Below are 25806 nucleotides of genomic sequence, written 5' to 3' on the forward strand. Positions count from 1 at the left end.
GCGGTTTTCGGCGCTAGCGTCGCCGGCATGGGGAAGTTCAAGTTCGGCGTCAGCTTCCGCGAGATCGGCAGCCGGGACGCGTGGATCGCGAAGTGCCGGCGGGCCGAAGAGCTCGGTTACGACGTCATCACCGTGCCCGATCACCTCGGCACCGGGCGGTTCGCGCCGTTCCCGGTGCTCGCCATGGCCGCCGCCGTCACCGAGCGGCCGCGGCTCGGGACGCTGGTGTCCAACGTGCCCTTCTACAACCTCGCGCTCTTCGCACGCGAAGCGTCGTCTACGGCCGCGCTGCTCGACGGGCGGCTCGACCTCGGCCTCGGCTCCGGCCACATGAAGGCCGAGTTCGACAACGCCGGCCTGCCGTGGCAGAAGGCGTCAGCCCGGATCGATTACCTCGAAGAGAGCCTCGGCTACCTGCGGAACCACTTCGACGACGAAGGCCTCGCGATGCCGCGGCTGCTCATCGCGGGCAACAGCGACGGCGTCCTCGGACTGGCCGCGGCGCACGCGGACGTCGTCGGGTTCGCCGGGCTCCGGCAGCAGCCCGGCAAGCCACCCGGCACCTTCAAGCTCGACAACGCCGAGGCGATGGACGAGCGCGTCGGCTACTTCCGGTCCAGAACGAACCGGGACGTCGAGTACAACATGCTGGTCCAGCACGTCGAAGTCACCGGCGACCGCGAACAAGCGGCCGAGGCGTGGCACGAGAAGACCGAGCGCAGCGCCGTGCCGGACGCCCGCGAGCTCCTCGACGCGCCCCAGCTGCTGCTGGGCACGGTCGAGGAGATCGCCGGGCAACTGGAAGAACGGCGGAAGCGTTACGGCTTCACCTACATCACCGTCTTCGAGCCGATGCTCGAGACGTTCGCGCCGGTGCTGAAAACCGTCAGTAGGCAACGGTGAAGCGGGCCCGGCGGTGCTTCGGGTCCTCGATCTCGTCGACGTACGCGATCGCGTAGTCGTCGCCGCCGATGTGCGACTTGCCGTTCTCGTCGGTCACCAGGACGTCGCCGCCGACGCGGTACTCGCCCCGGCGCTCGCCGGGAATCCAGGCGCCGAACTCGGCGGCGGGGCTGACGTAGAACCAGTCGAGGTCCGCGGGCTGCTCGCGCAGCAGGGACAGCACCTCGGCGTGGTTGCCCGCCTCTTCCTTGTACTCGTCCGGGAACTTCGGGGTGTCGAACAGCCGCGGGCCGCCCTCGGCGACGAGCAGGCTCGACGCACCGCCCACGAACGACAGGCGGACACCCTGCTCGCGCGCGATCCGGGACAGCGCGGGCACGGCGTCGATCAGCTTCTCGCCGTCGAGCGCGCGGGCCGGGGTGGCGACCACGATGACGTCCGCGTCCTTCACCACCCGCGCGACGAAGTCCTCGTCGTGCAACGAACCCTGCACCGCTTCGACGCCGTCAGGCACCGCGCCGGGGTTGCGCGCGACGCCGACGACCTCGTGCCCGCGGCGCAGCGCCTCCGCGCCGATCCTGCTCCCGGCGTACCCGGTCCCCCCGAAAACCACCAGCTTGGCCATCACGTTCTCCGTTCGAATTCGGCTGTCACAGCCGATGTTAGGAACGGAAGATCACCTACTTCAACGGGCGCAACGCACCCCGGGGTAGGTGTCCAGGTCAGCCGCCCAGCGCCGCGAACTCCGTGGCCAGCTTCTGCTTCACCGCGTTGACGTCGAGCGCCGCTCGGACCTCCGCGGTCGCGTTCGGCTTGGACAGCACCTGGTAGCTGGCCGTGCGGTTGGGGAGCTTGAACTTGACCGCGCAGGACATCTTGACCGTCGCGTACGGCTCCGCGTCGGCGGCCGCCGTGCAGGTCTGCGCCCCGAGCGAGTCGGCGCTCACCTCGACGGAGAGGGTGATGTGCACGGTGCTCTTCCCGCCGGACGCCGGCGTGCCGACGACGCTGGTCGAGACGTCCACGGTCGTCGTGCACGAGCCGACGAAGTCCTTGCAGTCGAGGTTGTCGTTCGTGACGACGGCGCTCGCCTGCACCAGTCCCTCGAACGGCTGCCCCAGCCCGCCGACGGTGTTGTCGAGGTCGGTGTGGAACGTCTTCAGCGCGTCCCCGGTGAGCGGGGTGACCCGGAACTCGGCGCCGAACTTCGGCCCGGCCTGCGGGTCGAGCAGCACCGGGGCGAAGCTGACGACGCGGTTCGGCTTGGCGGTGCTGACGCGCAGGACGCTGGGCGCGGCGCCCAGCTGGTAGACCTCGGTGCCGTCCGGCAGCTTGGCTTTGACCGGCTCCCGCGTCTGGTCCATCCCGGTGACGGCCTTGCGCAGGGCGCCGGCGAGCGCGGCGGGGGCGAACTTGGCCGCCGGGTCCAGCGGCAGCTCGGAACCGAGCGAGCGCACCCAGCTCGTGCCGAACTGCGTGCCCTCGTCGATCGCGTGCGCCTTCCAGTAGTCGGCGTCGGCCTGCAGGTAGAACTGGCCGTCGGCGGCCGCCACCTGGACGGCGCGGCCGTCGAGCGGCAGGGCGCCGGCCGCGCTGCCGCCGCGGGTGACCCGGAACTGCTGCTCGGCGCCCTTGAGCGTCGACTTCAGCGCGAGCGCGGGCGCCTGTTCCAGCGCGGCGAGGGCGGCGTCGACGGCGGTGCGCTGCTCGGCGCGCCGATACGCCTTCTCCTGGTCGGCCGCGGAGACGCCGGCCGTGCCGGGGACCGCCACCTGACAGCCGGCCAGCAGTCCGCTCACCAGCAACACGGCCGCCACCGTGCCTCGAGCCCGCATCTTTCGCCCCCTGCTCTCCCGCTCCGCCGAGCACACCCCGGCAGGCGGAGTTCCGCCACCGGATTTGTGTCGTCACGTCCCGGGCTCAAGAGGGTTCTAGCCTGGTCCTGGCACCCGCCGCAACCCACCGTGATGAGGTTGGTTTACACTCTTGAGGTTGTCTCGGCGAGGCGGGGCCCTTCCAGGGTGCCCGGCGTGATCGACGCGGCGGCTCGGAGTAGCTCCCGGCTGTTGTGCACGCCCGGAAACTCGCCGCCGAACGCGACCACCCGAACGATCAAGACCACCGCATCCCCGCCGCAGCATGCTGTTCACCGCACCATGTTCGTGATTTGAAGGAGTGCCACACCGTGTCCGAGGTACGTCTGTCCGTCGAACCGCGCACCGAGTTCGGCAAGGGTGCCGCGCGTCGCACGCGTCGCGCCGGCAAGATCCCCGCCGTGCTGTACGGCCACGGCTCGGACCCGCGGCACTTCGCGCTGCCGGCCATCGAGTTCGCCCGCGTCGTCCGGGAGAACGGCTCCAACGCCGTCATCACCCTGGCCCTCGAGGGCTCCGACGAGCTGGCGCTGACGAAGACCATCGTCGTGCACCCGCTCAAGAACTACATCGAGCACGTCGACCTGCTGGTCGTGAAGCGCGGCGAGAAGATCGTCGTCGACGTCCCCGTCGTCGTCACCGGCAACCCGGGCCCCGGCGGCCTGGTCAACCAGGACGTCGGCACCCTGCAGGTCGAGGTCGAGGCCCTGCACATCCCGGACCAGTTCGAGGTCTCGATCGAGGGTGCCCCGATCGGCACCCAGATCACCGCCTCCCAGGTCGAGCTGCCCCAGGGCGCCGTCCTGATCACCGACCCGGACTCGCTCGTCGTGGCCGTCAACGAGCCGCAGCGTGAAGAGGAAGAGGGCGAAGACGCCACGGGCGAAGCGGGCGACGAGTCGGCCGAAGCCGGCGAGTAGCTCAAGCGTGACCGAAGACCTGCCCGGGGCCGGCGAGCTGATCCTGCTCGCCGGCCTTGGCAATCCCGGACCCCAGTACGCCGGAAACCGGCACAACGTCGGTTTCCTGGTGCTGGACGAGCTCGCCGGCCGGATCGGCGGCAAGTTCAAGTCGCACAAGAGCGGCGCGGACGTGGTCGAAGGCCGTCTCGGCGGCCGCCGGGTCGTGCTCGTGAAGCCGCGTTCCTTCATGAACCTCTCCGGCGGGCCGGTGGCCGGCGCGGCGAAGTTCTTCAAGGTGCCGCCGACCGGCGTCGTCGTGGTGCACGACGAGCTGGACGTCGACTTCGGCGCTCTGAAGCTCAAGTTCGGCGGCGGCGACAACGGCCACAACGGGCTCCGCTCGATCACGAAGTCGCTCGGCACCCGCGAGTACTACCGGGTGCGGTTCGGGATCGGCCGCCCGCCCGGCCGTCAGGACCCGGCGGACTTCGTGCTGAAGGACTTTTCGACGGTCGAGCGCAAGGAGCTCCCGTTCGAGGTGGACCGCTGCGCGGACGCCACCGAGGCCCTGGTCGGGACCGGCCTCGCTGCGGCGCAGAACACCTTTCACGCGGGCTGACACGGGTGGCAGACGGGTGACAAGGTGACTCCATGACCCCTGACGAAGTCCGGGCGATCGCGTTCGGCAAACCCCGGTTCGGCCGTCGCGGTTACGACGAAGACCAAGTCGACGCGTTCCTCGACCTCATCGCCGAGGCGCTCGCCGGGCGCAACATCCTGACCGCCGACGACATCCACTACGTCGACTTCACGGTCATGCCGATCGGCGCGCGCAGCTACGACCAGGCGCAGGTCGACATGTTCCTCGACGAAGCCGAGACGGCGCTGATCGCATTGCGGACCCCGCCGCCCCCGGTGGCCGGGGAAGCCCCGCCGCCGGGCACCCGGAAGTGGTTCGGCCGCGGCTGAACTCGCTGGTCGAAGTGTGAAACTCGCCACATGGCGCTGGGTAGTTCCGCTCACTCGATGGCGGGCGCCGGGGCGCCCGTCGGGGTGAGCTTCGGGGTTGCCCCTTCCGAGGAGCCTGTTCACGGGTTAGGACGGTATACGGGAGTTCGCACCGCCAACCCCGGAATCGGAGAGAGTTCCATGTCGTTCACCGCCGAAGACCTCGCCGAGGTCACATTCGGTAACGCCCCGATCGGTCGCCGTGGCTACGCCAAGCACGAGGTCGACGAGCTCGTCCGGCGCATCGCCAAGACGTTCGCCGAGGAGGACGACCTGACCGCCGCGGAAGTGCACCACGTGATGTTCTCGAAGCCCCTGATCGGCAAGCGCGGCTACGACGAGCGCGAGGTCGACGAGTTCCTCGACTCGGCCGAGGACCAGCTCGCCGCCCGCTCGGGCCGCGCCCCGGACCTCCCGGGCGCGCGCACCTCGGCGGAAGCCACCGCGGATCGCGCCACCCCACCCGCCCCGACCCAGCACCTACAGAACTACTGACCGAACGCCCCAATGTGGCGTTGGGTGCATCTGACGCACCCAATGTGGCGTTCGGTGCGTCTGACGCACCGAACGCCACATTGGGGCGCATGGGCGTCACGCGTCGGCGTTCTTCTTGATCTTGTCCGCGAACTGGGTGGCCGTCGCCGCGCGCTTGACCTTGCCGGACGGCGTCTTCGGCAGGCTGCCCGCCGGCAGCACGACCACCGCGTACGGCCGCATGTCGACGGCGTCGCGGACCCGGGCCGACACCTGCTTCACCAGGTTCTTCTCGGCGTCGGCGTCACCCGCCAGCTTGGACTCCAGGACCACCGCGAAGCGTTCACGACGGCTGCCGGCGTCGATGCGCACGGCGACCGCGTTGCCCGCGCGCACGCCCTCGACCGCCGTGGCCGCGCGCTCGATGTCCGTCGGGTACAGGTTGCGGCCGCCCATGATGATGACGTCCTTGCGGCGGCCGCAGATGACGATCTGGCCGTCGATCAGGTAGCCGAGGTCGCCGGTGTCGAGCCAGCCGTCGGCGTCCTGGGTGTCGAGCGGGCCGTTCATCGTCAGGTAGCCGGGCGTCACGGCCTCGCCGCGCAGCCGGATCTCGCCGACCTCGCGCTCGCCGAGCCGTTCGCCCTTGTCGTCGACGATCTCCGCCTCGAGCCCGTCGAGCGGCCGGCCGAGGACCGCGAACGAGCGGACGCTGTCGGTGCCACGCCGCTCGTCGCCCTCGGGCACCGGCACCGCGCGGTTGTCGGCCTCGAGCGCGTCGGCTTCGACGACGTCCAGGGTGAGCCCGGTGAACAGCGGCGCGAACGACACCGCGAGCGTCGCCTCGGCCATGCCGTAAGCCGGGAAGACGCACTCCGCGGGCATCTTGAAGCGGGCGCCGGCGTCCACAAAGGTCCGGACGGCGCTCTCGTCGACGGGTTCCGCGCCGTTCAGGGCGATCCGCAGCTTCGACAGGTCGTAGGCGTCGTCGTCGTCGACGCGGGCCATCCGGCGCCCGACGATCGCGTAGGCGAAGTTCGGCGCCGCCGTCGTCGTGCCGTGGTACTTCGTGATCAGCTCGGGCCAGATCAGCGGCCCGGACAGGAACTCGACCGGGGTGATCTTGACCAGCTCGACGCCGAACGTCATCGGCACGGTCAGGAACCCGACCATCCCCATGTCGTGGAAGGTCGGCAGCCAGGACACCATCACGTCGGTGTCGAAGTCGAACTCCGCGCGGTCGACCATGGCCTTGACGTTGGAGTACAGGTTGCCGTAGGTGATCCGCACGGCCTTAGGGTCGGCGGTCGACCCGCTGGTCAGCTGCAGCAGCGCGGTCTCGCCCTCATCGGTGACGACGACCTCGGCGAGCGGCTCGGCGTCGGCCAGCTCGTTGATGAGCTTGAAGCCGATGCCCTTCTGCTCCAGCACCGGGGCCAGCTGGTCGAACGGCTCGCCCAGCAGCACCAGGTCCGACCCGATCATCCCCAGGATGCGCACGGTGTCCTCGGCCCATTCGGCGAGGTCGGTCCGCGGGGTCGGCTGGTGCAGCATGGTGACGCTGCCCCCGGCCAGCCACACGGCCTGCACGGTGGGCGCGATCAGCACCGGCGCCGCGGCCAGCACCGCAACGGCCCCGCCCCGCTCGAACCCCCCGGCGACCAGGCCACCGGCGATCCGCCGGGCCCGTTCGTGCACCTCACCCCAGGTCCGCCGGACCGGCTCCTTCGGCTCCCCGGTAACCATGCCACGCTGCTGACCTCGCCCCGCCGCGGTGGCGACGAGCGTGTCCACGAACCTGCTCATGCGCGTCAGATTACTGGCTGGGTGTCAACATCCGCCGACCAACGCGGAAACCGGCCTGAGCACCTGCGCACGAAAGCCGTACGGCGGTCATTCCAGCAGCTCGGACGTCTCCAGCCAGCGCGCCTCGACGTCCTCGATCTCGCCCTTGACGCCCTTCAGCTGGGCGTTCAGCTCCATCAGCTTCGCCGGGTCCGTCGCCGCCTCGAGCAGGGCCGTGTGGAGCTTCTCCTCCTTCGAGTGCAGCTGGTCCAGCTTGCGCTCCAGGCGCCCCAGGTCCTTCTGCGCCGCGCGGAGGTCCGCCGCCGACTTCTTGGCCTCGGCCTTCGCCGCGGTCGGGGCCGTCGCGCCCGCCGGCTCCTTGGCGAGGGCGCGGCGGTTCAGGTACTCCTCGATGCCGCCCGGCAGGTGGGTGATGCGGCCGTCGCCGAAGAGGGCGACGATCGTGTCGCAGACGCGTTCGACCAGGTAGCGGTCGTGCGAGACGACGATCATCGTGCCCGGCCAGCCGTCGAGCAGGTCCTCCAGCTGCTGCAGGGTGTCGATGTCCAGGTCGTTCGTCGGCTCGTCGAGGAGCAGGACGTTCGGCTCGGCCATCAGCAGCCGGCACAGCTGCAGTCGGCGCCGCTCGCCGCCGGAGAGATCGCCGACCGGCGTCCACTGGCGGGCCTGCGGGAAGCCGAGCTTCTCCCCGAGCTGCGACGCCGTCATCTCCTGCTTGCCGAACACCACGCGTCCGGCGACCTGCTCGATCGCCTGCAGCACCCGCAGGTCCGCGGGCAAGTCGTCGAGCTCCTGGCGCAGGTGCGCGAGCGCGACGGTCTTGCCCTCGATCCGGCGCCCGGTCGAGCCCTCGACGTCGCCGCCGAGCAGCTTGAGCAGCGACGTCTTGCCGGAGCCGTTGATGCCGACCAGGCCGATCCGGTCGCCGGGGCCGACCCGCCAGGTGACGTGGTCGAGCAGCGTCCGCTCGCCCACCGTGTACGTCGTGTCTTCCAGCTCCAGCACGGTCTTGCCGAGCCGCCGCTTCGCGAACGCCATCAGCTCTACGGAGTCGCGCGGCGGCGGCACGTCCGCGATCAGCGCCTCGGCGGCGTCGATGCGGTAGCGCGGCTTGGACGAGCGCGCCTGCGGGCCGCGGCGCAGCCACGCCAGTTCCTTGCGCGCCAGGTTCTGCCGCTTCTCCTCGGCCGTCGCGGCCAGCCGCGCCCGCTCGGCGCGCGCGAAGATCCAGTCCGCGTAACCGCCTTCGTAACTCTCGACGCGGCCGTTGGCCACCTCCCAGGTCACGCTCGCGACGGTGTCCAGGAACCACCGGTCGTGCGTGACGACCACGACCGCGATGCGCCGGGTCAGCAGGTGGTCGGCGAGCCACTGGACACCTTCGACGTCCAGGTGGTTGGTCGGCTCGTCGAGCACGACGAGGTCGAGCTCGCCGGTCAGCGCGGCGGCCAGCGAAACCCGGCGCCGCTCACCGCCGGAGAGGTTCGCGGTGGGCGTTTCGAGCCCGATCGCGGTGATGCCCAATCCGTCCACAATGGACCGGACGCGCGCGTCGGCAGCCCATTCGTGCTCGGCGCCGTAGCGTTCGAGCACGACTTCGCCGACGCTGCTGCCGTCCGGCAGCTCGGTCCGCTGGGTGACGACGGCCATCCGCAGGCCGCCGACGTGGCTCACCCGCCCGGAATCCGGCGCGGCGAGTCCGGAAAGGACTTCGAGGAGCGTGGTCTTGCCGCCGCCGTTGAGACCGACGACGCCGATGCGCTGCCCGGCCGCGACGCCCAGCGAGACGCCGTCCAGCAGTGGCTTCACCCCGTAGGACTTGCTCACCGCCTCCAGGTTGACCAGGTTGGCCATGCGCTCAGCCGATCCTTTCCACGATCGTGAACCGGGTCGCCACGACCAGCGTCGTGTCGTCCACGGTGAATTCAGGATCTCCCAGCTCGGCGCGTACTTCGGCCGTGTGCCAGAAGGAGGTGTGGTCCGCGCGCCACTCGGCGACGGTGGTGAAACCCTCACCCTCACCGACCGCGTGCGCGAGGTCCACTTCGGACAGTGGGACGACCCGCACTTCGCGGATCTCGACGATCGCGACGCCCTGGCCGGCGGAGTCGACGACCAGCTCGCGCTCGCCGGCCACGGGCGGCGCCTCGCCGTCGGCTTCGTAGCCGGCGAGCAACGCGGAGGTCGTCGTCTTCGTGCCGTCGAGGATCGCCCCGACGAGCTTGTCCCGCAACGGCCCCGGGAACGCGAACTCGGCGCGCTTCACGCGTGCACCCGCGGCGGCGACGGACGCGATGCGTCGTCCCCGCCGACCACGCGCGCTCCGGGCACCGGGCCGTGGGCCACGCGGACCGTGCGGCACACCCCCGCGCCCGACAGCTCGGCCGCGACCTCGACCGCCGCCTGCGCGTCTTCGCAGAGGAACGCGCACGTCGGGCCGGAGCCGGAGACCGTGCCCGCGAGCGCGCCCGCGTTGACGCCGGCACGCAGCGTGCGGCGCAGGCCCGGGCGCAGCGAGACCGCCGCCGCCTGGAGGTCGTTGCCCAGCAGCAGAGCCAGCTGACGCGGGTCGCCCGAGGCCAGCGCCTCGGCGACCGGCGTGTGCGAGCCGATCCGCGGCGGGTTGCCCTCCGCGCGCAGCCGGTCCAGCTCGCCGAACACCTTCGGCGTCGACAGGCCGCGCTGGTCGAAGGCCAGCACCCAGTGGAACGTGTGCCGCGACAGCACCGGGACCAGCTGCTCGCCGCGGCCGGTGCCCAGCGCCGTGCCGCCGTAGAGCGCGAACGGGACGTCGCTGCCCAGGCCGGCGGCGATCCCGGCCAGTTCGTCGCGCGTGATCTCGAGGTTCCAGAGGGAGGCGAGCCCGACGAGCGTCGCCGCCGCATCGGCGCTGCCGCCCGCCATGCCGCCGGCGACCGGGATGCCCTTGCGCAGCACCACGCGGATCTTCGGCTCTTCGGTGCGGCCGACGTGCGCGGCCAGCGCTTCGACGGCGCGCCAGGCCAGGTTCGTGGCGTCGGTGGGCACCGAACCCTCACCCTCGCCGTAGATCTCCAGGCCCGGGTCGTCGGTGACCGCGACGGTCACCTCGTCGGTCAGCGACAAGGCCTGGAACACGGTCACCAGCTCGTGGTAACCGTCCTCGCGCAGGTCGTCGACCGCCAGGTGCAGGTTGACCTTGGCCGGGACCCGGACGGTGACTGGGGGCGGGACTACAGCGAGCACGCGACCAGCCTACGTGCCCGCACCGGCCGGCTTCCCGTCAGGAGAAAGGACGTCGAGCGCGACGGCGAGCGCGACGTCCGGCGGCGTGCCCGGGCCGCCCTCGGCGCTGTTGAGCTGGACGGCCACGAGCGCGAGCCGGGCCCGCAGATCGGACTCGGGGTCGGCCGAACCGCCGCGGAGCCGTTCGTGCAGCCGCACCATCCGATCCGCCAGGCCCGCGCCGGCCGCGATCGCCTTCAACGCCGACGTGTTGCGCTGGACCAGGCCCATCACCGGGCCGAACCGGGTCTCGACCAGCCCGGCGTACGCGGTGAGCAGCTCGGCCGGGCCCGTTTCGCGCGCCAGGAGGTCGTCGAGCGCGGTCCCCCAGTCCTCGAGGAGGCTCGAGACGATGTCCTCCTTCGTGCGGAAGTGGTAGTACAGCGCGGCTTTCGTGACGTCCAGCCGCTCGGCGATCTCCCGCAGCGAGCTGCCTTCGTAGCCCTGCTCGGCGAACAGTTCGAGCGCGACGCGCTGGATGCGTTCGCGCGTGTCGGTGCGCCGCCCGGCCATGCCTCACTCCTCAACTTACTTGACGGCCGACTAGCAATAACCTGCTTTCGGCATTGCTAGTCGGCCGTCAAGCAATGCATCCACAGCCTACCTCGGGGGTCCACCATGACCGCACTCGCGCCACCGCGCGCCGTGAGCCGCTGGCTCGCGCTCGCCGCGCTGGGTCTGGCCCAGCTCATGGTCGTGCTCGACACGACCGTCGTGAACATCGCGCTGCCCTCGGCGCAGCGCGCGCTCGGCATGTCCGACACCGGCCGCCAGTGGACGATCTCCGCGTACACGCTGGCGTTCGGCGGCCTGCTGCTGCTCGGCGGCCGGCTGGCCGACCGGCTCGGCCGCCGCACGACGCTGCTCGGCGGCGTCGCCGGGTTCGCCGTCGCCTCCGCGCTAGGCGGCGCGGCCCCGAGCGCCGGCTGGCTGATCGCCGCGCGCGCCGCTCAAGGCGTGTTCGCCGCGCTGCTCGCGCCGTCGACGATGTCCCTGCTGACACTCACCTTCACCGACCCGCGCGAGCGCGGGAAGGCGTTCGGGATCTTCAGCGCCATCATGATCTCCGGCTCCGCGCTCGGCCTCACGCTCGGCGGCGCGCTCACGCAGTTCCTCGACTGGCGCTGGTCGCTCTACATCAACGTACCGCTCGCCGTGGTGGCCGGCCTGGGCGCCTGGTTCGCCGTGCCGGCCACGGCCGGGCACCGCGACACCAAGCTGGACTGGACCAGTGCGCTGCTCAGCTGCGGCGGCGTCGTCGTACTGGTGCACGCGCTGTCCGAAGCCGCGACTCTCGGCTGGAACTCGTTGTGGGTACTGGGTTTCCTCGCGCTCGCGGCGGTGCTGCTCGGCGCGTTCGTCGTCCGGCAGGCCCGCCATCCGCACCCGCTGCTGCCGCTCGCGGTGGTGCGTGACCGCGCTCGCGCCGTCGCGTACTTGACCGTCGGGACCGCGGCGTTCGGCGCATTCGGGATGTTCCTGTTCCTGACGTACCAGCTGCAGGTGGTGATGGGTTACGGCGCGCTCGCCGCGGCGCTGGCGTTCCTGCCGACGCTGGGCGCGAACCTCTTCGCCTCGACGCAGCTGTCGGGGCGGTTGCCGGCCCGCTTCGGCCCGCGTCCGCTGCTCGCCGGCGGGCTCTTCGTGCTGGCGTGCGGGTTGCTGCTGGCCACCCGGTTGACGCCGGATTCGTCGTACGCCGCGGTGATCCTGCCGATGGAGCTGCTGCTGGGCCTGGGCGCCGGGCTGTGCATGCCGGTGGTGCTGAACGTCGCGACCCGCGACGTCGGCGCGCGGGACGCGGGCGCGGCATCGGCGTTCGTGACGACGTCACAGCAGGTCGGCGCGTCACTGAGGACGGCGACGCTGAACACGATCGCCACCGCGGCGGCGGCCGGGCTCACGACGTCGACGGCGATCGTCCACGGCTACACGACAGCCGCGGCCTGGGCGGCCGGCCTCGTCGCCACGGCCGCCCTCACCGCGCTCCTGCTGCTCCCGCGCGGCACCCGTTGAAAGCCGTGAAGGCCTCCTTCCCGGCCATAAGAGCCGGTAAGGAGGCCTTCACGGACGTTCGGGTCAGGCTGCGGCGACGCCCTGGGGGCCGCGCGCGGTGTGCGTGACGTGGCCGCCGCGCTCGGCGACCCACGCCAGCGCGGCGTCGGCCCGCTCGCCGCGGACGCCGAGGCGGAACCGGCCGACCGGGGTGTCGCCGATCCGGGTCAGACCGCCGCCGATGGTGGCGAACTCGACGTCGAAGCGGCCCGCGGCCTCGGGCAGCAGCGCGCCGACCGAAGCGAAGCCGACCAGCACGACGTCGACCGAGCGGTCGTAGCGCGAGGACTGCGAGCGGGTGGTCTCGATGGCGGGCAGCAGCGCCTGCGCGGTGCGGCTGGCCGGGTTCGAGATCAGGTCGAGCACGGAGCCACGCTCGACGACCGTGCCGTCTTCGAGCACCGCGACGTCGTCGCACACCCGGCGGACGACGCTCGCGTCCGGCGTCGTGATCACGATGGTGACGCCCAGCTCGGCGCGGGCCCGGTCGAGGACGGTGAGCACCGCGCCGGCCTCCTCCGGGTCGATCCCGGCGGTCGGGTCGTCGGCGAGCAGCACGGCGGGGGCCGCGGCCAGGGCCTTCGCCACGGCAACGCGGCGGAGCTGCCCCTCGGTGAGCTCGCCGGGACGCTGCGCGGCGCGCGGGGTCAGGCCGACGAGGTCGAGCAGCGAGCCGACCTTGCTGCGGCGCTGCGGGCCGTCGACGCCCAGCTGCTCCAGCGGCGACGCGATGTTGCCGGCGATGGTGCGTTCGGCGATCAGCTCCGGCTTGGTGCCGACGACGCCGAGCTGGCGGCGGATCTCGCGGAGCCGGCGGCCGTCGAGGGTGCCGGTGTTGAGGCCGTCGAGCCGGACGACACCGCGGTCCGGCCGCTCCTGCAGCGCGATGCACCGGGCGAGGACGGACTTGCCGGAGCCGGCCGGGCCGACCACGCCGAACAGCGAGCCGGCCTGGACGTCGACGCTCACGTCGCGCAGTGCGACGACCGGATTTCCGTTGAGGGCAAAGGACTTGGACAGGTTTTCGACGGTGATCACGAAGGCTCCAGAAAACGGGGCGCGCAGAGATGCGCGTCCGGCCGCAAGCGAGTGTCCGTCCTCTATGGACGGTGCATGAAGAAGAGGTGTGACGGGTCGAGCAAGCTCAGTTGGAGCGTCGACATGCGGTCACGGAGCGGCGACCCTCGTCGACAACGCGGCGTTTGGTCAGCAGCAGCGGGCGAGCAACCCTCTTCATCGGTACGGCCTCCATCGGTCCTGGCGGTAGCACCTGCCCTGCGGAGGGTGGTTGCTGCGACTTCGGCGAGCCAGGTCTCTCAGTCGCTCGGGATGGACGTACTGAGTAAAACCGATCCCGAGGAGCGAAAGCAAGCCTGTTGGGCCAGATCACACGACTGGAGGTGTCCGAATCGCGGGAACAGCGCTCAGGAAGACGTATTTCGCCGCGACGCGCACGCTCCGGCGTCGGCGGGCACCGTCAGTTCCACTGAGGACGCGTCACCTGACGGCGGCGAGCCGGGCGAAGTCGTGCACGTCCAGCTGCTCACCGCGGGTCTTCGGGTCGATCCCGGCGGCCACCAGCAGCTCGCCGGCCCGCTCGGCCGACCCCGCCCAGCCGGCGAGCGCGGCGCGGAGGGTCTTCCTGCGTTGTGAGAACGCGGCGTCCACGAGACCGAACAGCCGGTCCCGGTCCTCGGACGCCGGCGTGTCCCCGCGTTCGAACGCGACGAGCGCGGAATCGACGTTGGGTACCGGCCAGAACACCGAGCGTGGCACGGCGGCGACCTTGCGTGCCGGGCCGTACCAGGCGAGCTTGACGCTCGGGACGCCGTAGATCCGGCTGCCCGGGCCCGCGGCCATCCGGTCGGCGACCTCGGTCTGGACCATCACGAGGCCGGACTTGAGGGAGGGCACCTCGGCGAGCAGGTGCAGCACGACCGGCACGGCGACGTTGTAGGGCAGGTTGGCCACGAGCGCGGTGGGCGCGGCGGGCAGGTCGGCGTTCGCGACGCGCATGGCGTCGGCCTCGAGGACGTCCAGCCGGTCCGCGACGTCCGGCCCGCGTTCGGCGACGGTCTTCGGCAGCCGTTCGGCGAGCTTGCGATCGATCTCGACGGCCACGACCCGCGCCCCGGCGGCGAGCAGTCCCAGCGTCAGGGACCCGAGCCCGGGCCCGACCTCGAGGACGACGTCGTCCGGCCCGAGGTGCGCGAGGTCGACGATCCGCCGCACGGTGTTGGGATCGTGCACGAAGTTCTGCCCGAGCTTCTTGGTCGGCCGCACGTCCAGCTCGGCCGCCAGCCCGCGGATCTCGGCAGGTCCCAACAGTTCAACCACCGGACGAGCCTACCCAGGACAACCCGGCCCCCTCTGCACGCCCGCCCGGAGGGCCCGGCCCACGTACCCGGAGAGTCGGCTCACGTACCCAGACAGTCGGCTCACGTACCCAGCGGGTCGGTTCCCGCACCGGTGGGTCGGCCCGCGTACCCGCACGGTCGGCTCGCGTACCTGGAGGGTCGACTCGCGTGATCGGAGGGTCGGCTCGCGTGATCAGCAGGCCGACACGCGTGATTGAGCGGTCGACACACGTGATCGCAGGCGGAACCGACGTGATCAGACCCGACACTCGCGTGATCAGAGCTGGGACTCACGTGATTGGCGGCGGGACTCGGGTTCCGGGACGCGAAACGGCCCCCGCTGGGAGCGGGGGCCGTTTCGGGAACTGGGTCAGGCCTTCTTGCCGCAGACCGGCCAGGCGCTGTAGCTGCCGCCGCGTCCGGCGCGGACCTTCTCCGCCACCGCGATCTGCTCTTCACGCGAAGCCTGGTTCGGGAGCGCCGCGTACTGGGAGCCGCCGTAGGCGTTCCAGGTCTGCTTGTCGAACTGGAGGCCGCCGTAATAACCGTTGCCGGTGTTGATGGCCCAGTTGCCGCCCGACTCGCACTGCGCGATGCGGTCCCACGCGGAGCCGTCGCCGATGTCGGGGGTCGCGGCCTTCTTGGTGCCGACGTGGATGATCTTCGGCTTGGCCGGAGTGATCACCTGCTCCGACATCGACTGCCGCGAGACCTCTTTGCCGTTCTTCTGCGTGACCTTGTAGGTCACCATCTTCTCGCCGGGCGTGCCCGGGTCCTCGACCTGGGTCTTGCCCTTGTCGAGGTCCGGGTCGTCGACCTTCTGCTCGGGCGGGTCGATGGTCTCCTTCTGGTTGACCATCGAGACGCCGGTGCGGCTGATGTGGACCTCGGCACCGTCGGTCAGCTTGACGTCCAGGCCGCCCTCGGCCGCGTCCTCCGGGCCCAGGGTGAGCTTGTACTCGCCCAGGAACTCCTTCGTGGTGACCGCGGTCGTGGTGATCTGCTTCGGCTGGTTCGCGCCGTCGTAGAGCGTGATGTGCTTGAGGGTCTTGATCTGGACGGTCGCGCCCTCGAGCGGCAGTTCGCCGTCCTTCGGCATCGACATCCACGTGCCGGACTGCTCGGCCTGCTCCATGCCGAGCTGGGACAGGGCGTCACCTAGGTGGGTCGCGCGGACCCAGGAGGTGCGCTCGGCGCCGTCCACGACCAGCTTCAGCTGGCGGCCGCGCTCGAGCTTGATGACGCCGCCGTCGCCGACCTCGGCCTGCGGGGACGGGGAGAGCGAGTCGTGCGCGCCGACGGACAGGCCCGCGTCCTCCAGCACCTCGCCGACGGTGTCGCCGAACGAGTGCACGGTGGTCTGCTGGCCGTCGACGTCGACGGTGACGCTCTTGTTCATCGCCAGCGCGGCCGCGCCGCCGCCGGCGATGCTGATCATGACGCCGAGGACGGCGCCCTTGAGGAAGCGGCGCTTCCAGACCTTGGACGTCTGCCGGATGCTCTCGTCCATCAAGGCCTTCTTGGCCTGCGGGGACGCGGTCCGGTCCGCTTCGATCTCATCCGGGATGACGATCGGCGGGAGGTACGTGGTCTCGGCGTTGATGAGGCGGATCAGCTCGTCGACGTCGACGTCGATCGACGCCATCATCGCGTCGGCGTCGGGGCCGAGCGCGGCGAGGATGTCCTGCTGCGTGATGTTCGGGTCGTCAGAAAAGTCGAGCTGGCCGTACGCGGTGTCCTCGAAGTAATTGCGGTCGAGGACGGCGGCGGAGCGTGCTCCAGCCTGTCTGGTACCTGTCACCGGGTCGTTCCCTTTCCCAAGACGCCGTTCGGGGCGGCATCTTTACGTCTGGGCCCGCAGTCGGCGCCATCGTCACGGTCCCGGTCGTACCACCCGGTTCCGCTTCCCCGACGTGCACTGACGTGACTGAGGGCGTAACAGCCGGCAACTGCATGGTGCAGTACCGACCGGCACGATCACGGGACAGTAACGGGTCCCGCCGGGTTGCGCAAACACCCCCCGGAGTGTCGTGATCTGGGTCACTCCATCGAGTGGGCGATCATGGAACCCGGTTGTCGCAATGCGTTCAACCCGTTGTGACGCTGGGGAGTCGGTAGACCCGCTCGGCCGTGGTCCGGACCGCTTCGGCGACCTCGTGGACAGCTTCGCCCCTGAGCGCCGCTAGGTGACGGACGGTGTAAGCGGCGCCGTACGGCTCGTTCGGCCGCCCACGGAAGGGGTGGGGGGTCAGAAACGGTGCGTCGGTCTCGACGAGGTAACTGTCCGGCGGGCAGAGCCGCGCCGCCTCGTGGAGCCCCTTGGCGTTCTTGAACGTCACCGTGCCGGCGAACGAAAGCACGTATCCGGCGTCGATGCAGCGACGCGCGATTTCCGCATCGCCGGAAAAACAATGGAAGATTACGGCATTCGGCGCACCCTCTTCGACCAGAATGCGCAATACGTCCTCGTGGGCCTCGCGGTCGTGGATCATCAGCGGCTTGCCGAGCCGCTTCGCGAGGTCGATGTGCCAGCGGAACGCTTCCTGCTGGGCGTCGTGGGGCGAGTAGTCCCAGTAGTAGTCGAGGCCGGTCTCGCCGACGGCGACCACGCGGTCCTGGCCCGCCAGGCGCTCCACTTCGGCCTTCTCGGCGTCGCCGAAGGCCTTGGTCCGCGTCGGGTGGATCGCGACCGCGGCCCACACCCGGCGGTCCCACGTCGCCGCCTCGGCCGCCCAGCGGGCGGACGCGAGGTCGTCCGCCACCGTCACCACGCGCGCGACGCCCGCGCGCTCGGCGCGGTCGACCATGGCCGTCACATCGGCCGCGGTGACCGCGCCGCACGCGTCGAGGTGGGTGTGCGCGTCCACCACCGCCACCGGGAGCCGGTCCGGGACCGGCGGCAGTTCGCGCTTCTCGTCACCCAACTCGCGTACCTCTTACTTCGTGATCGGGGCCCACTCGGGGCCGGTCTCCCCGAGTTCCGGGTCGAGCTTCGTGAACAGCGGCGACGGCTTGGCGAGCGGGACGCCGACCTCGATCGGCTTCGACTCCCACTTCGCCTGCTCCGCCGCGTAGTCACCGGTGAGGATCGGGTTGATCCGCCCGGCGATGTCGAGGTCCTCGACCTCCTTGAGCTCCGGCTGCGCGGCCCAGACGCCGGTGCCGCCGAGGGCCTCGTGGATCTTCTGGGCCGAGTGCGGCAGGAACGGCGTCAGCAGCGTGTTGGCGTCGCTGACGACCTGCAACGCGGTGTGCAGCACGCTGTCGCGCCGCGCTGGGTCGTCCTTGAGCTTCCACGGCTCCTGGTCCGACAAGTACTTGTTCGCCGCCGTGACGACGCGCATCGCCTCGCCGGCCGCCTGCTTGAACCGCGACCGGGCCAGGTGCGCCCCGACGGTGTCGAACGCCTTGCGGGACAACGCCTTCAGCTCTTCGTCGGCCGGGGCCGGCGCCTCCGGGCGCGGGATCGCGCCGACGTTCTTGTGCGCCATCGAGATGGACCGGTTGACCAGGTTGCCCCACTCGTTGGCCAGCTCGAAGTTGGTCCGGCGGACGAACTCGTCCCAGGTGAAGTCGGTGTCCTGGGTCTCCGGGCCGGCGACCGAGATGAAGTACCGCAGCGTGTCCGGGCCGAAGTCGCGCAGGAAGTCCTCGACGTAGATGACGCGCCCGCGCGAGGTCGAGAACTTCGAGCCGCTCATGGTGAGGAACTCGCTGGAGACGATCTCGTCCGGCAGGTGCAGCTTGCCGTACTTCCCGGGCCCGGCGCCAGGCAAGACACTGTCGCCCTCGCCGTTGTGGCCGAACAGCAGCGCCGGCCAGATCTGGGCGTGGAAGGTGATGTTGTCCTTGCCCATAAAGTAGTAGGACCGCGCGTCGGGGTTGGTCCACCACTCCTGCCACGCGTCCGGGTTCCCGGAGCGCCGCGCCCACTCGACGCTGGCCGAGAAGTAGCCGATCACCGCGTCGAACCAGACGTAGAACCGCTTCATCGGCTGGTCGCTCCAGCCGTCGAGCGGGATCTTGACGCCCCAGTCGAGGTCGCGGGTGATCGGCCGGGGCCGCATGTCGTCGATCAGGTTCTTGGTGAAGTTGAGGACGTTCGGACGCCAGTCGGTCTTGGTCGAAAGCCAGTCGCCGAGGGTCTTGGTGAACGCCGGGAGGTCGAGGAAGTAGTGCTCGGTCTCGACGAACTTGGGCGTCTCGCCGTTGATCCGCGACTTCGGGTTGATCAGCTCCGCGGCGTCGAGCTGGTTGCCGCAGTTGTCGCACTGGTCACCGCGCGCGCCGTCGTACCCGCAGATCGGGCAGGTGCCCTCGACGTAGCGGTCGGGCAGCGTGCGGCCGGTGGACGGGCTGATCGCGCCGCGCGTGGTCTTCGGCACGACGTAGCCGTTGCGGTGCAGCGCCAGGAAGATCTGCTGCGTCACGTCGGCGTGGTTGCCGGTGGTGGTCCGGGTGAACAGGTCGTAGGACAGGCCGAGGCCCTGCAGGTCGTTGCCGATCTGGCGGGTGTACTTGTCGGCGGTCTGCTGGGAGGTGAGGCCTTCCTTGTCGGCCTGGACGGTGATCGGCGTGCCGTGTTCGTCGGTGCCGGACACCATGAGCACCCGGTTGCCGGCCATTCGCTGGTAGCGGGAGAAGACGTCGGACGGGACGCCGAATCCGGACACGTGGCCGATGTGGCGGGGGCCGTTGGCGTAGGGCCAGGCCACCGCAGTCAACACTGGGGTGCTCATACCTTATTAGCCTACGGATGCCGTCCAAGGCGATTCCGGCAGGTACAGGAGGCCAGGGTGTCCGCGACGCGTCTGCTCGTGCTCGGGGTGGTGCGCATGTACGGCCGCGCGCACGGCTACCAGGTGCGGCGCGAGCTGCTGAGCTGGTCGGCGGACAAGTGGGCCAACGTCCAGCCGGGGTCGATCTACCACGCGCTGAAGAAGATGACCACCGAAGACCTGCTGGAGCAGATCGACGTCGAGCCGGGCGACGGCGGCCCGGACCGGGTCGCCTACCGGCTCACCGACGTCGGCGAGCAGGAGTACCAGCTCCTGCTGTCGAAGGCGCTGTCCGACCCGGAGCTGAACCACCCGCACCTGTCGGCCGCGATCTCGCTGATGACCACCCTGCCCCGCGCCCGGGTGGTCAACCTGCTCCGGCACCGGCTGGTGCACCTGGAAGCCGAGCGGCGACAGGCCACGCTGATGATCGAAGAGCTGAAGGCCAGCATGGAGCTGGGCACGCCCGAGCACGTCGGCGAGCTGTACCGGCTGTGGGGCGGGATCTCCGAGGCGAGCTTCGACTGGCTCCAAGGCCTGATCGCCCGGCTGGAAGCCGGCGAATACGTGATGGCCGACGAACAGGGCGGCGCCTTCGGCGAGCCACCGGCCGATCCGGCCGAGTAATCAAGTTTGACCAACCCCCGACCCGCGGGACTACAGTGTCGGCTTCCGCTAGTCAAATTTGACTAGATCGTCGAGAGGGGATCTCATGATCAGGGCACGCGGTCTCGAGCGGCGCTTCCGCCGCAAGGGCCGCAACGGGGGCGAAGTGCACGCGGTGAAAGGCGTCGACCTCGACGTCGAAGCGGGCGAGCTGGTCGGCTTCCTCGGGCCGAACGGCGCCGGGAAGACGACCACGCTGCGCATGCTGACCACACTGCTGAAGCCGACGGCGGGCACCGCGACCGTCGGCGGGCACGACCTGCTGGCCGACCCGCGGGGCGTGCGCGAACACATCGGGTACGTCGCGCAGGGCGGCGGCAGCGCGCCGGAGAGCAAGGTCGCCGACGAGCTGGAACTGCAGGGCCGGCTCTACCGGATGAGCAAGGCCGACGCGATCGCGCGCGGCACCGAGCTGTGCGAACAGCTCGACCTCACCGGCCTCGGCCGGCGGCTCACGAAGACGCTGTCGGGCGGGCAGCGGCGCCGGCTCGACATCGCGATGGGGCTGATCCACTCGCCGGGCCTGGTGTTCCTCGATGAGCCGTCGACCGGGCTCGACCCGCAGAGCCGCGCCAACCTGTGGGAACACATCCGCCGGCTGCGCGCCGAGCAGGGCGTCACGGTCTTCCTCACCACCCACTACCTCGACGAGGCCGACGCGCTGTCGGACCGGCTGATCGTGATCGACGACGGCCGGATCGTCGCGGAGGGCACCCCGGACGCGCTGAAGGCGCGGGTGTCCGGTGACGGCGTCGAGGTCGGCGTCGACCCGGCATCGGTGGCCGAAGCGGCCGAGACCGCCGGACGCCTGCCCGGCGCGCACGAGCTGTCGGTCACCGGCGGCGTGCTCCGGTTCCGGGTGCCGCGCGGCGACGTCGCGCTGCCGGAGCTGCTGCGCGCGCTGGACGGCAGGGGCATCGCGATGACGTCGATGCAGGTGCACCGCCCGACCCTGGACGACGTCTTCCTGACGCTGACCGGGCGTTCACTGCGTGAAGCCGAGCAAGGCACGCACACCGCGAAGGAGACCGCCGATGTTGCGTGACACCTGGCTGATCTTCCGGCGCGACATGCTGGCCGCGCTGCGGAACCCGACCTGGGTGCTGATCGGGATCATGCAGCCGCTGCTGTACCTCTTCCTGTTCGGGCCGCTGATGGTCCGGGCCGTGCAGGCCCAGGGCCTGTCCGAAGTGGACGGCTGGATGCTGCTCACCCCGGCGCTGATCGCGCAGCTGGCGCTGTTCGGCAGCTCGTTCGTCGGGTTCGGCCTGCTGGCCGACTACCGGTCCGGCGTGGTCGAGCGGTTCCGGGTGACGCCGGTCAGCCGCGCGGCGCTGCTAATGGGGAAGGTGCTGGCCAACGCGCTGCAGGCGGTCGTGCAGGCGCTGCTGATCATCGCGCTGGCCTACCTCGCGTTCGACCTGGACGCGCCGGTCGGCGGCGTTCTGCTGAGCCTGGTGATCGTGTTCCTGCTGGCGATCTCGCTTGCGTCGTGCTCGTACGCGCTGGCGTTGACGCTCAAGAGCGAGGAGACGTTCCCGGCGCTGCTGAACGCCGTGCTCATCCCGGTGCTGCTGCTGTCGGGGATCCTGCTGCCGATCACGGCGGGCTCGGCGCCGGGCTGGCTGTACACGATCTCCCGGATCAACCCGTTCCGGCACGTGGTGGACGTCGAGCGCAACAGCTTCCGCGGCGACTTCACGATGGACGCGCTCTTCACCGGGAGCGTCGTCGTGCTGGCGCTCGCGGTGCTGTCGGTGTGGTGGGGCACGCGGACGTTCCAGCGAGAGAGCGCCTGACCGAAAACGCCTGATCAACCCGGTGTGGTGTGACTGCGGGTCCGCTCCCGGCGACGTATGGTGTGCTCTCATCTACGCGCCGGGGGCGGACTGTGACGGAGCCGGAAGCCGAACTCGGCATCTCGCTGTCCCACCGCGAGCGCGTCACGGACTGGCAGGCCGTCCGCGGCGCGCAGGCCAAGTTCGTCTCGGTGACGATCAGCGAGAACGTCAACTGGAGCAGCTCGGCCGCGGAGCGGAACCTGGCCGGCGCGCAGGAAGCGGGACTGCACGTCGGCGGCCGCCACTACGCGCGGCCCGGCGCGGTGCACGACCAGGCCGACCACTTCGTCCGGACGGCGAGCAAGCTCGGCGCGTTCTCGCCCGGGTCGCTGGCGCCGGCGCTGGAGGTGGCGGCACCGAGCGTCGACGACCGGTTCATCAAGCTGTGGATCAAGCACGTCCGGCACGCGGCGCGGATCGAGCGGGTGCTGATCTACGCCGACTACGACTGCTGGCAGCAGCGCCTGCACCCGGACCGCTGGGCCGACTCCGAGGTCGTGCTGTGGCTGATCCGGCACAACGGCATCCCGGGCCGGGCGGGCTGGTTCCACGCGCGGCTCGGCATCCACCAGCACGCGTGCGCACCGGGGGTGCCGGGGATCAGCGGGCCGGTGGAGCAGAACGCCGTCGTGTATCCGTTCACATTGGGCGACCTTTTGCTGTAGGACCGGTGACAATGTCGCCATGCGCGTGCAGAGCAGGACACTCCGGACGAACGTGACGCCGTCGCGCGCGCTCCTGGTCCTGGCCGCGCACGCCCGGGCTCGCGGCCTGCCGCCGCCCGCGATGCTGTCGGGCGACTGGTTCGGCTCACGTGCGGTGATCGCGCCGTCGCTTCAGGTGTCCCCGGGCCCGATTTCCTGGCCCGCACCGGTGGACGCCCCGCACGGCGTGGTCGGCGGCGGCTGGTTCGGCTACCTGTCCTACGACTCGGCGGACCCGTCGGGCCGGAGCGGCGCACTGCCCGCGACGGCGTGGGGCTGGACGGACCACGTGCTGCGGTGGTCGGCGTCGGGCACCTGCTACCTGGAATCCCTGGACGGCGGCGGCCCGTCGGTGTCCACAATGGAGTCCCTCTTGGCCTCTTCGCCGGTGGCTCCTTCGTGGACGGCCGGTCCCTTACGACGTCCGCTGCCTTCGGAGCACCGGGACGCGGTGAAGGCGTGCGTGCATGCGATCGAGGCCGGGGAGCTGTTCCAGGCGAACATCTGCACCCGCTTCACAGGCTCGTTCTCGGGCTCGCCGGCCGCGCTGTTCGCCACCGGCGTCTCCCGGCTGAACCCGCGCCGGGCGGCGTTCCTGTCGGGTTCGTGGGGTTCGGTCGTGTCGTTCTCGCCGGAGCTGTTCCTGGCGCGCCACGGGCGTTCCGTGCTGTCGACGCCGATCAAGGGGACGCTCCCCCGGCGTGGGCCTCTCGACGCCGGGAATGCTTCGCTGCTGCGTCAGTCCACGAAAGACGTCGCGGAGAACGTGATGATCACGGACCTGGTGCGCAACGACCTGGGCCGGGTGTGCGAAGTGGGCTCGGTGACGGTGCCGTCGCTGCTGCGGGTGCGCCCGGCGCCGGGAGTGTGGCACCTGGAGTCGACGGTCTCGGGCGTGCTGGGCCCGTCGGTGTCCGACGCCGAGCTGCTGGCGGCCACGTTCCCGCCGGGCTCGGTGACGGGCGCGCCGAAGATCCGCGCGCAGGACCTGATCGCGGAGCTGGAACCGTCCGGCCGCGGCGTCTACACGGGAGCCATCGGCCTGGTTTCGCCGGCGGCGGGCCTGGAGCTGAACGTCGCGATCCGGACGTTCGAGATCGCGGGCGGCTCGATAGCCCTGGGCGTCGGCGGCGGCATCACGGCGGATTCGGACCCGGAGGCGGAGTGGCAGGAGTGCCTCCACAAGGCCGCGCCGCTGGAGGCCCTGCTGGCTTCAAAGCCGTGAAGGCCTCCTTACCGGCTCTTATGGCCGGCAAGGAGGCCTTCACGGCTTTACTTCGTCGGGTCGAGGAGGAGCTTGCCGACCGTGCCGCGTGAGCGGAGGGCTTCGTGCGCGCCGCGGGCGTCCGTCAGCGCGTACTCACCGCCCGGGATCGCGCGGAGTTTCCCGGCCAGGACCAGGTCGAACAGCTCGGTCAGCGCCGTGCCGAAGACGTTGCCCGGCAGGCGGAAGACGTGCGGCAGCCACATGCCGCTGATCGTCGTGCTGTGGCCGAGGATGTTGCGCAGATCCACCGGCTTCGGCGACTCGCGCCCGGCCATGCCGTAGAACGCCAGCCGGCCGAACGCCGCCAGCGCGGCGATGCTCTGGTCGGTCGTCTTGCCGCCGACCATGTCGAGCACGACGTCGACGCGGCGGCCGCCGTTGGCCTCGAGCAGCGTCGCCGTCATGTCCTCGGCGCGCGAGTCGACCGCGACGTCGGCGCCGAGTTCGAGGGCGAGCGCGCGCTTCTCGTCGTTGCTCGCGGTGGCGATGACGCGGCCCGCGCCCCACGCCTTGGCGAGCTGCACGGCGATCGTCCCGACCCCGCCGGCGGCCGCGTGCACGACGACGGACTCGCCCTTCTCGAGGTGCGCGTTCTTTCGGAGCAGCACCCAGGCGGTCGCGCCCTGGACCAGCATGGACAGCGCGGTCAGGTCGTCGATGCCGTCGGGCACCGGGAAGGTGGTGACCTCGGGTGCGGCGGCCTTTTCGGCGTACCCGCCACCGCTGTTGAGCAGCGCGACGACGCGCTTGCCGTCCGGCGTCCGCCCGACGACCTCGCCACCGGGCACGAGCGGCAGCTTCGACGGGGCGAGGTAGGAGTTCTCGGCCTGGTGCGTGTCGGCGTAGTTGACGCCGATCCGCTCGACGTCGATCAGCACCTCACCGGCCCCGGCCACCGGATCGGGCAGTTCGACGGGCGTGAGCACCTCGGGTCCGCCGAACTCGGTCACCTGAACTGCGCGCATCTGCTGGTCCTCTCGATCGTCGTGTGAGACATTCTGACATATGTCTCACGAGTTCGAGCTGGCCCGCACCTGGTTCCTGTCCGGCCGCCGGCTGGACATGGGAGAACTGGCGGCGGCGCTGTCGATCAGCCGCGCGACGCTGCACCGCCGCATCGGCTCCCGGGACCGGTTGCTGGGCGAGATCCTGTGGTCCCTTTCGTCCGCATCGATTGCCCACCTGCTGCCCTCGTGCGTCGGACGCGGAACCGCCGGTATCGCGGACTTCGTCAGCGGCTTCGTCCGATCGGCGAACGAGTCCCCGCCGTTCCGGGACTTCCTGCGCCGGGAGCCGGAGCGGGCCCTGCGCCTGCTGACGACCCGGGCAAGCGTCTGCCAGCAGCGGACCATCGCCGAACTGGAGTCCCTGCTGTCGACGGAGGCCAAGGCGGGCCGTCTCGTACCCCCGTTACCCGTGCCGGACCTGGCCTACCTGCTGGTGCGGATCGGCGAGTCGTTCGTCTACACGGACGTGATCACCGGAGGCGCGCCCGATGCCGGGAAGGCGCACGCCGCGGTGACGGCACTGCTGTCCTAGGGGTGGTCCGGGACGGTTGACCCGTCAAGCGCCACCTGCGAAGGAGACGACATCGGCGAGCGCGTCTTCGGCGATCCCACCGAGAACAAGATCCTTCTCCAGCTCGCGCAGCCTGGCCACGAGCGCCGGACCGATCTCGTGATCGAGCCGGGCGACGTGCCCGGCGCAGGTGACCGCGAGCGCCCGGACCTGCCGGTTCACCCCGGATCCGAGGCACTCCAGGAGGAACCTCTGCAGCCAGCTCCGATCCGGCTCGTGGTAGGTGAGGCTGAGCAAGGCGTCGGTCGCATCCGCGACGTCACCTCGTCGAACCAGCTCGACCATCTCCGCGCGCCACGGCCCGTCTCCCGCATCGGTCACCACCGCCG

Annotated in this window: 26 protein-coding genes and 1 riboswitch; of the genes, 12 read left to right on the plus strand and 14 right to left on the minus strand. The window is 70.7% G+C overall.

The genetic code is table 11. The annotated features are described in order from the left end of the window. The first annotated feature begins 27 nt into the window (after window positions 1-27). Window positions 28-903 carry a TIGR03621 family F420-dependent LLM class oxidoreductase gene (locus tag ACLJQZ_RS41315; protein WP_410626362.1) on the plus strand — a complete coding sequence of 292 codons (876 nt, stop codon included), beginning with the start codon at window positions 28-30 and terminating at the stop codon, window positions 901-903. On the opposite strand, the gene ACLJQZ_RS41320 is transcribed toward ACLJQZ_RS41315, so the two are convergent. Further along, the gene (locus ACLJQZ_RS41320; RefSeq protein ID WP_410626364.1) at window positions 887-1528 is read right to left on the minus strand and encodes an NAD(P)-dependent oxidoreductase; all 642 of its coding nucleotides are present in this window, start codon (window positions 1526-1528) and stop codon (window positions 887-889) included. The genes ACLJQZ_RS41315 and ACLJQZ_RS41320 overlap by 17 nt on opposite strands. Before the next feature lie 97 nt (window positions 1529-1625). Beyond that, window positions 1626-2720: a hypothetical protein gene (locus ACLJQZ_RS41325; RefSeq protein ID WP_410626456.1), complete on the minus strand. Its 1095-nt coding sequence runs from the start codon at window positions 2718-2720 to the stop codon at window positions 1626-1628. Window positions 2721-3088: 368 nt separating this feature from the next. On the opposite strand from ACLJQZ_RS41325, the gene ACLJQZ_RS41330 reads away from it, so the two are divergent. From ACLJQZ_RS41330 to ACLJQZ_RS41345, 4 genes are all read left to right on the plus strand, one after another. Then, complete coding sequence (locus ACLJQZ_RS41330; protein ID WP_410626366.1) at window positions 3089-3697, plus strand: 50S ribosomal protein L25/general stress protein Ctc; 609 nt, start codon at window positions 3089-3091, stop codon at window positions 3695-3697. A 7-nt stretch (window positions 3698-3704) separates the two neighbouring features. Next, window positions 3705-4298, plus strand: coding sequence for an aminoacyl-tRNA hydrolase (gene pth / locus ACLJQZ_RS41335; protein WP_410626368.1), 594 nt, complete (start codon window positions 3705-3707; stop codon window positions 4296-4298). 32 nt (window positions 4299-4330) lie between these two features. Continuing rightward, on the plus strand, window positions 4331-4648 hold the full coding sequence (locus ACLJQZ_RS41340) for a DivIVA domain-containing protein (RefSeq protein ID WP_410626369.1): 318 nt from the start codon (window positions 4331-4333) through the stop codon (window positions 4646-4648). 180 nt (window positions 4649-4828) lie between these two features. Next, window positions 4829-5182, plus strand: a complete 354-nt coding sequence (locus ACLJQZ_RS41345; RefSeq protein ID WP_410626371.1) for a DivIVA domain-containing protein — start codon at window positions 4829-4831, stop codon at window positions 5180-5182. Window positions 5183-5278: 96 nt separating this feature from the next. On the opposite strand, the gene ACLJQZ_RS41350 is transcribed toward ACLJQZ_RS41345, so the two are convergent. The 5 genes from ACLJQZ_RS41350 to ACLJQZ_RS41370 all read right to left on the minus strand — a co-directional run bounded on the left by ACLJQZ_RS41350 (window position 5279) and on the right by ACLJQZ_RS41370 (window position 10744). Further along, window positions 5279-6967 (minus strand): fatty acyl-AMP ligase, encoded by a 1689-nt coding sequence (locus tag ACLJQZ_RS41350; RefSeq protein WP_410626373.1) that lies wholly within the window; start codon window positions 6965-6967, stop codon window positions 5279-5281. A gap of 87 nt (window positions 6968-7054) precedes the next feature. Then, the gene (locus ACLJQZ_RS41355) at window positions 7055-8821 is read right to left on the minus strand and encodes an ABC-F family ATP-binding cassette domain-containing protein (protein ID WP_410626374.1); all 1767 of its coding nucleotides are present in this window, start codon (window positions 8819-8821) and stop codon (window positions 7055-7057) included. Between the two features lie 4 nt (window positions 8822-8825). Further along, window positions 8826-9233: an ASCH domain-containing protein gene (locus ACLJQZ_RS41360; protein ID WP_410626375.1), complete on the minus strand. Its 408-nt coding sequence runs from the start codon at window positions 9231-9233 to the stop codon at window positions 8826-8828. Further along, on the minus strand, window positions 9230-10192 hold the full coding sequence (locus tag ACLJQZ_RS41365; RefSeq protein WP_410626376.1) for a 4-(cytidine 5'-diphospho)-2-C-methyl-D-erythritol kinase: 963 nt from the start codon (window positions 10190-10192) through the stop codon (window positions 9230-9232). Before ACLJQZ_RS41365 ends, ACLJQZ_RS41360 begins: the two co-directional genes overlap by 4 nt. Before the next feature lie 9 nt (window positions 10193-10201). After that, the gene (locus ACLJQZ_RS41370) at window positions 10202-10744 is read right to left on the minus strand and encodes a TetR/AcrR family transcriptional regulator (protein ID WP_410626378.1); all 543 of its coding nucleotides are present in this window, start codon (window positions 10742-10744) and stop codon (window positions 10202-10204) included. A gap of 105 nt (window positions 10745-10849) precedes the next feature. Between ACLJQZ_RS41370 and ACLJQZ_RS41375 the strand changes: the two genes are divergently transcribed. After that, complete coding sequence (locus tag ACLJQZ_RS41375) at window positions 10850-12247, plus strand: DHA2 family efflux MFS transporter permease subunit (RefSeq protein WP_410626380.1); 1398 nt, start codon at window positions 10850-10852, stop codon at window positions 12245-12247. Window positions 12248-12310: 63 nt separating this feature from the next. Here the strand turns inward: ACLJQZ_RS41375 and ACLJQZ_RS41380 are convergent, their stop codons facing one another. From ACLJQZ_RS41380 to metG, 5 genes are all read right to left on the minus strand, one after another. Next, a complete protein-coding gene (locus ACLJQZ_RS41380) occupies window positions 12311-13324 on the minus strand; it encodes a methionine ABC transporter ATP-binding protein (protein ID WP_326944481.1) in 1014 nt (337 codons plus the stop codon). Between the two features lie 207 nt (window positions 13325-13531). Beyond that, window positions 13532-13622: riboswitch (SAM riboswitch) on the minus strand. A gap of 161 nt (window positions 13623-13783) precedes the next feature. Continuing rightward, window positions 13784-14623: a 16S rRNA (adenine(1518)-N(6)/adenine(1519)-N(6))-dimethyltransferase RsmA gene (gene rsmA / locus ACLJQZ_RS41385; RefSeq protein ID WP_410626382.1), complete on the minus strand. Its 840-nt coding sequence runs from the start codon at window positions 14621-14623 to the stop codon at window positions 13784-13786. A 390-nt stretch (window positions 14624-15013) separates the two neighbouring features. Further along, on the minus strand, window positions 15014-16444 hold the full coding sequence (locus ACLJQZ_RS41390; protein ID WP_410626384.1) for a transglycosylase family protein: 1431 nt from the start codon (window positions 16442-16444) through the stop codon (window positions 15014-15016). A 286-nt stretch (window positions 16445-16730) separates the two neighbouring features. Continuing rightward, entirely contained in the window at window positions 16731-17567 is an 837-nt protein-coding gene (locus ACLJQZ_RS41395) for a TatD family hydrolase (RefSeq protein ID WP_410626385.1), read from the minus strand. Window positions 17568-17579: 12 nt separating this feature from the next. Beyond that, window positions 17580-19382 carry a methionine--tRNA ligase gene (metG, locus tag ACLJQZ_RS41400; protein ID WP_410626386.1) on the minus strand — a complete coding sequence of 601 codons (1803 nt, stop codon included), beginning with the start codon at window positions 19380-19382 and terminating at the stop codon, window positions 17580-17582. A gap of 57 nt (window positions 19383-19439) precedes the next feature. On the opposite strand from metG, the gene ACLJQZ_RS41405 reads away from it, so the two are divergent. The 5 genes from ACLJQZ_RS41405 (at window position 19440) to ACLJQZ_RS41425 (ending at window position 23857) form a co-directional block, all read left to right on the plus strand. Then, window positions 19440-20048, plus strand: coding sequence for a PadR family transcriptional regulator (locus ACLJQZ_RS41405; RefSeq protein ID WP_410626387.1), 609 nt, complete (start codon window positions 19440-19442; stop codon window positions 20046-20048). A gap of 85 nt (window positions 20049-20133) precedes the next feature. Next, window positions 20134-21132 (plus strand): ATP-binding cassette domain-containing protein, encoded by a 999-nt coding sequence (locus tag ACLJQZ_RS41410; RefSeq protein ID WP_410626389.1) that lies wholly within the window; start codon window positions 20134-20136, stop codon window positions 21130-21132. Then, complete coding sequence (locus ACLJQZ_RS41415) at window positions 21122-21886, plus strand: ABC transporter permease (protein WP_410626391.1); 765 nt, start codon at window positions 21122-21124, stop codon at window positions 21884-21886. Before ACLJQZ_RS41410 ends, ACLJQZ_RS41415 begins: the two co-directional genes overlap by 11 nt. A gap of 92 nt (window positions 21887-21978) precedes the next feature. Further along, window positions 21979-22593: a glycoside hydrolase family 25 protein gene (locus tag ACLJQZ_RS41420; protein WP_410626393.1), complete on the plus strand. Its 615-nt coding sequence runs from the start codon at window positions 21979-21981 to the stop codon at window positions 22591-22593. A 19-nt stretch (window positions 22594-22612) separates the two neighbouring features. Then, window positions 22613-23857, plus strand: coding sequence for an aminodeoxychorismate synthase component I (locus tag ACLJQZ_RS41425; protein WP_410626395.1), 1245 nt, complete (start codon window positions 22613-22615; stop codon window positions 23855-23857). Between the two features lie 47 nt (window positions 23858-23904). Here the strand turns inward: ACLJQZ_RS41425 and ACLJQZ_RS41430 are convergent, their stop codons facing one another. After that, on the minus strand, window positions 23905-24864 hold the full coding sequence (locus tag ACLJQZ_RS41430; protein ID WP_410626397.1) for a quinone oxidoreductase family protein: 960 nt from the start codon (window positions 24862-24864) through the stop codon (window positions 23905-23907). A 40-nt stretch (window positions 24865-24904) separates the two neighbouring features. Between ACLJQZ_RS41430 and ACLJQZ_RS41435 the strand changes: the two genes are divergently transcribed. Further along, window positions 24905-25438 (plus strand): QsdR family transcriptional regulator, encoded by a 534-nt coding sequence (locus ACLJQZ_RS41435; protein ID WP_410626398.1) that lies wholly within the window; start codon window positions 24905-24907, stop codon window positions 25436-25438. A gap of 24 nt (window positions 25439-25462) precedes the next feature. Here ACLJQZ_RS41435 and ACLJQZ_RS41440 read toward each other — a convergent pair whose 3' ends face one another. Then, entirely contained in the window at window positions 25463-25798 is a 336-nt protein-coding gene (locus ACLJQZ_RS41440) for a hypothetical protein (protein WP_410626399.1), read from the minus strand. Window positions 25799-25806 lie beyond the last annotated feature (8 nt).

Source organism: Amycolatopsis sp. cmx-8-4 (genome assembly GCF_046548675.1).
GTDB lineage: Bacteria > Actinomycetota > Actinomycetes > Mycobacteriales > Pseudonocardiaceae > Amycolatopsis.

What these genes read in the sequence shown, in the direction of transcription:
- ACLJQZ_RS41315 (WP_410626362.1), top strand. Translation starts at nt 28, where the DNA reads ATGGGGAAGTTCAAGTTCGGCGTCAGCTTCCGCGAGATCGGCAGCCGG.
- ACLJQZ_RS41320 (WP_410626364.1), bottom strand. Translation starts at nt 1,528, where the DNA reads ATGGCCAAGCTGGTGGTTTTCGGGGGGACCGGGTACGCCGGGAGCAGG.
- ACLJQZ_RS41375 (WP_410626380.1), top strand. Translation starts at nt 10,850, where the DNA reads ATGACCGCACTCGCGCCACCGCGCGCCGTGAGCCGCTGGCTCGCGCTC.
- ACLJQZ_RS41415 (WP_410626391.1), top strand. Translation starts at nt 21,122, where the DNA reads ATGTTGCGTGACACCTGGCTGATCTTCCGGCGCGACATGCTGGCCGCG.
- ACLJQZ_RS41410 (WP_410626389.1), top strand. Translation starts at nt 20,134, where the DNA reads ATGATCAGGGCACGCGGTCTCGAGCGGCGCTTCCGCCGCAAGGGCCGC.
- ACLJQZ_RS41370 (WP_410626378.1), bottom strand. Translation starts at nt 10,744, where the DNA reads ATGGCCGGGCGGCGCACCGACACGCGCGAACGCATCCAGCGCGTCGCG.
- metG (WP_410626386.1), bottom strand. Translation starts at nt 19,382, where the DNA reads ATGAGCACCCCAGTGTTGACTGCGGTGGCCTGGCCCTACGCCAACGGC.
- ACLJQZ_RS41430 (WP_410626397.1), bottom strand. Translation starts at nt 24,864, where the DNA reads ATGCGCGCAGTTCAGGTGACCGAGTTCGGCGGACCCGAGGTGCTCACG.
- ACLJQZ_RS41350 (WP_410626373.1), bottom strand. Translation starts at nt 6,967, where the DNA reads ATGAGCAGGTTCGTGGACACGCTCGTCGCCACCGCGGCGGGGCGAGGT.
- ACLJQZ_RS41355 (WP_410626374.1), bottom strand. Translation starts at nt 8,821, where the DNA reads ATGGCCAACCTGGTCAACCTGGAGGCGGTGAGCAAGTCCTACGGGGTG.
- ACLJQZ_RS41425 (WP_410626395.1), top strand. Translation starts at nt 22,613, where the DNA reads ATGCGCGTGCAGAGCAGGACACTCCGGACGAACGTGACGCCGTCGCGC.
- ACLJQZ_RS41345 (WP_410626371.1), top strand. Translation starts at nt 4,829, where the DNA reads ATGTCGTTCACCGCCGAAGACCTCGCCGAGGTCACATTCGGTAACGCC.
- ACLJQZ_RS41435 (WP_410626398.1), top strand. Translation starts at nt 24,905, where the DNA reads ATGTCTCACGAGTTCGAGCTGGCCCGCACCTGGTTCCTGTCCGGCCGC.
- ACLJQZ_RS41340 (WP_410626369.1), top strand. Translation starts at nt 4,331, where the DNA reads ATGACCCCTGACGAAGTCCGGGCGATCGCGTTCGGCAAACCCCGGTTC.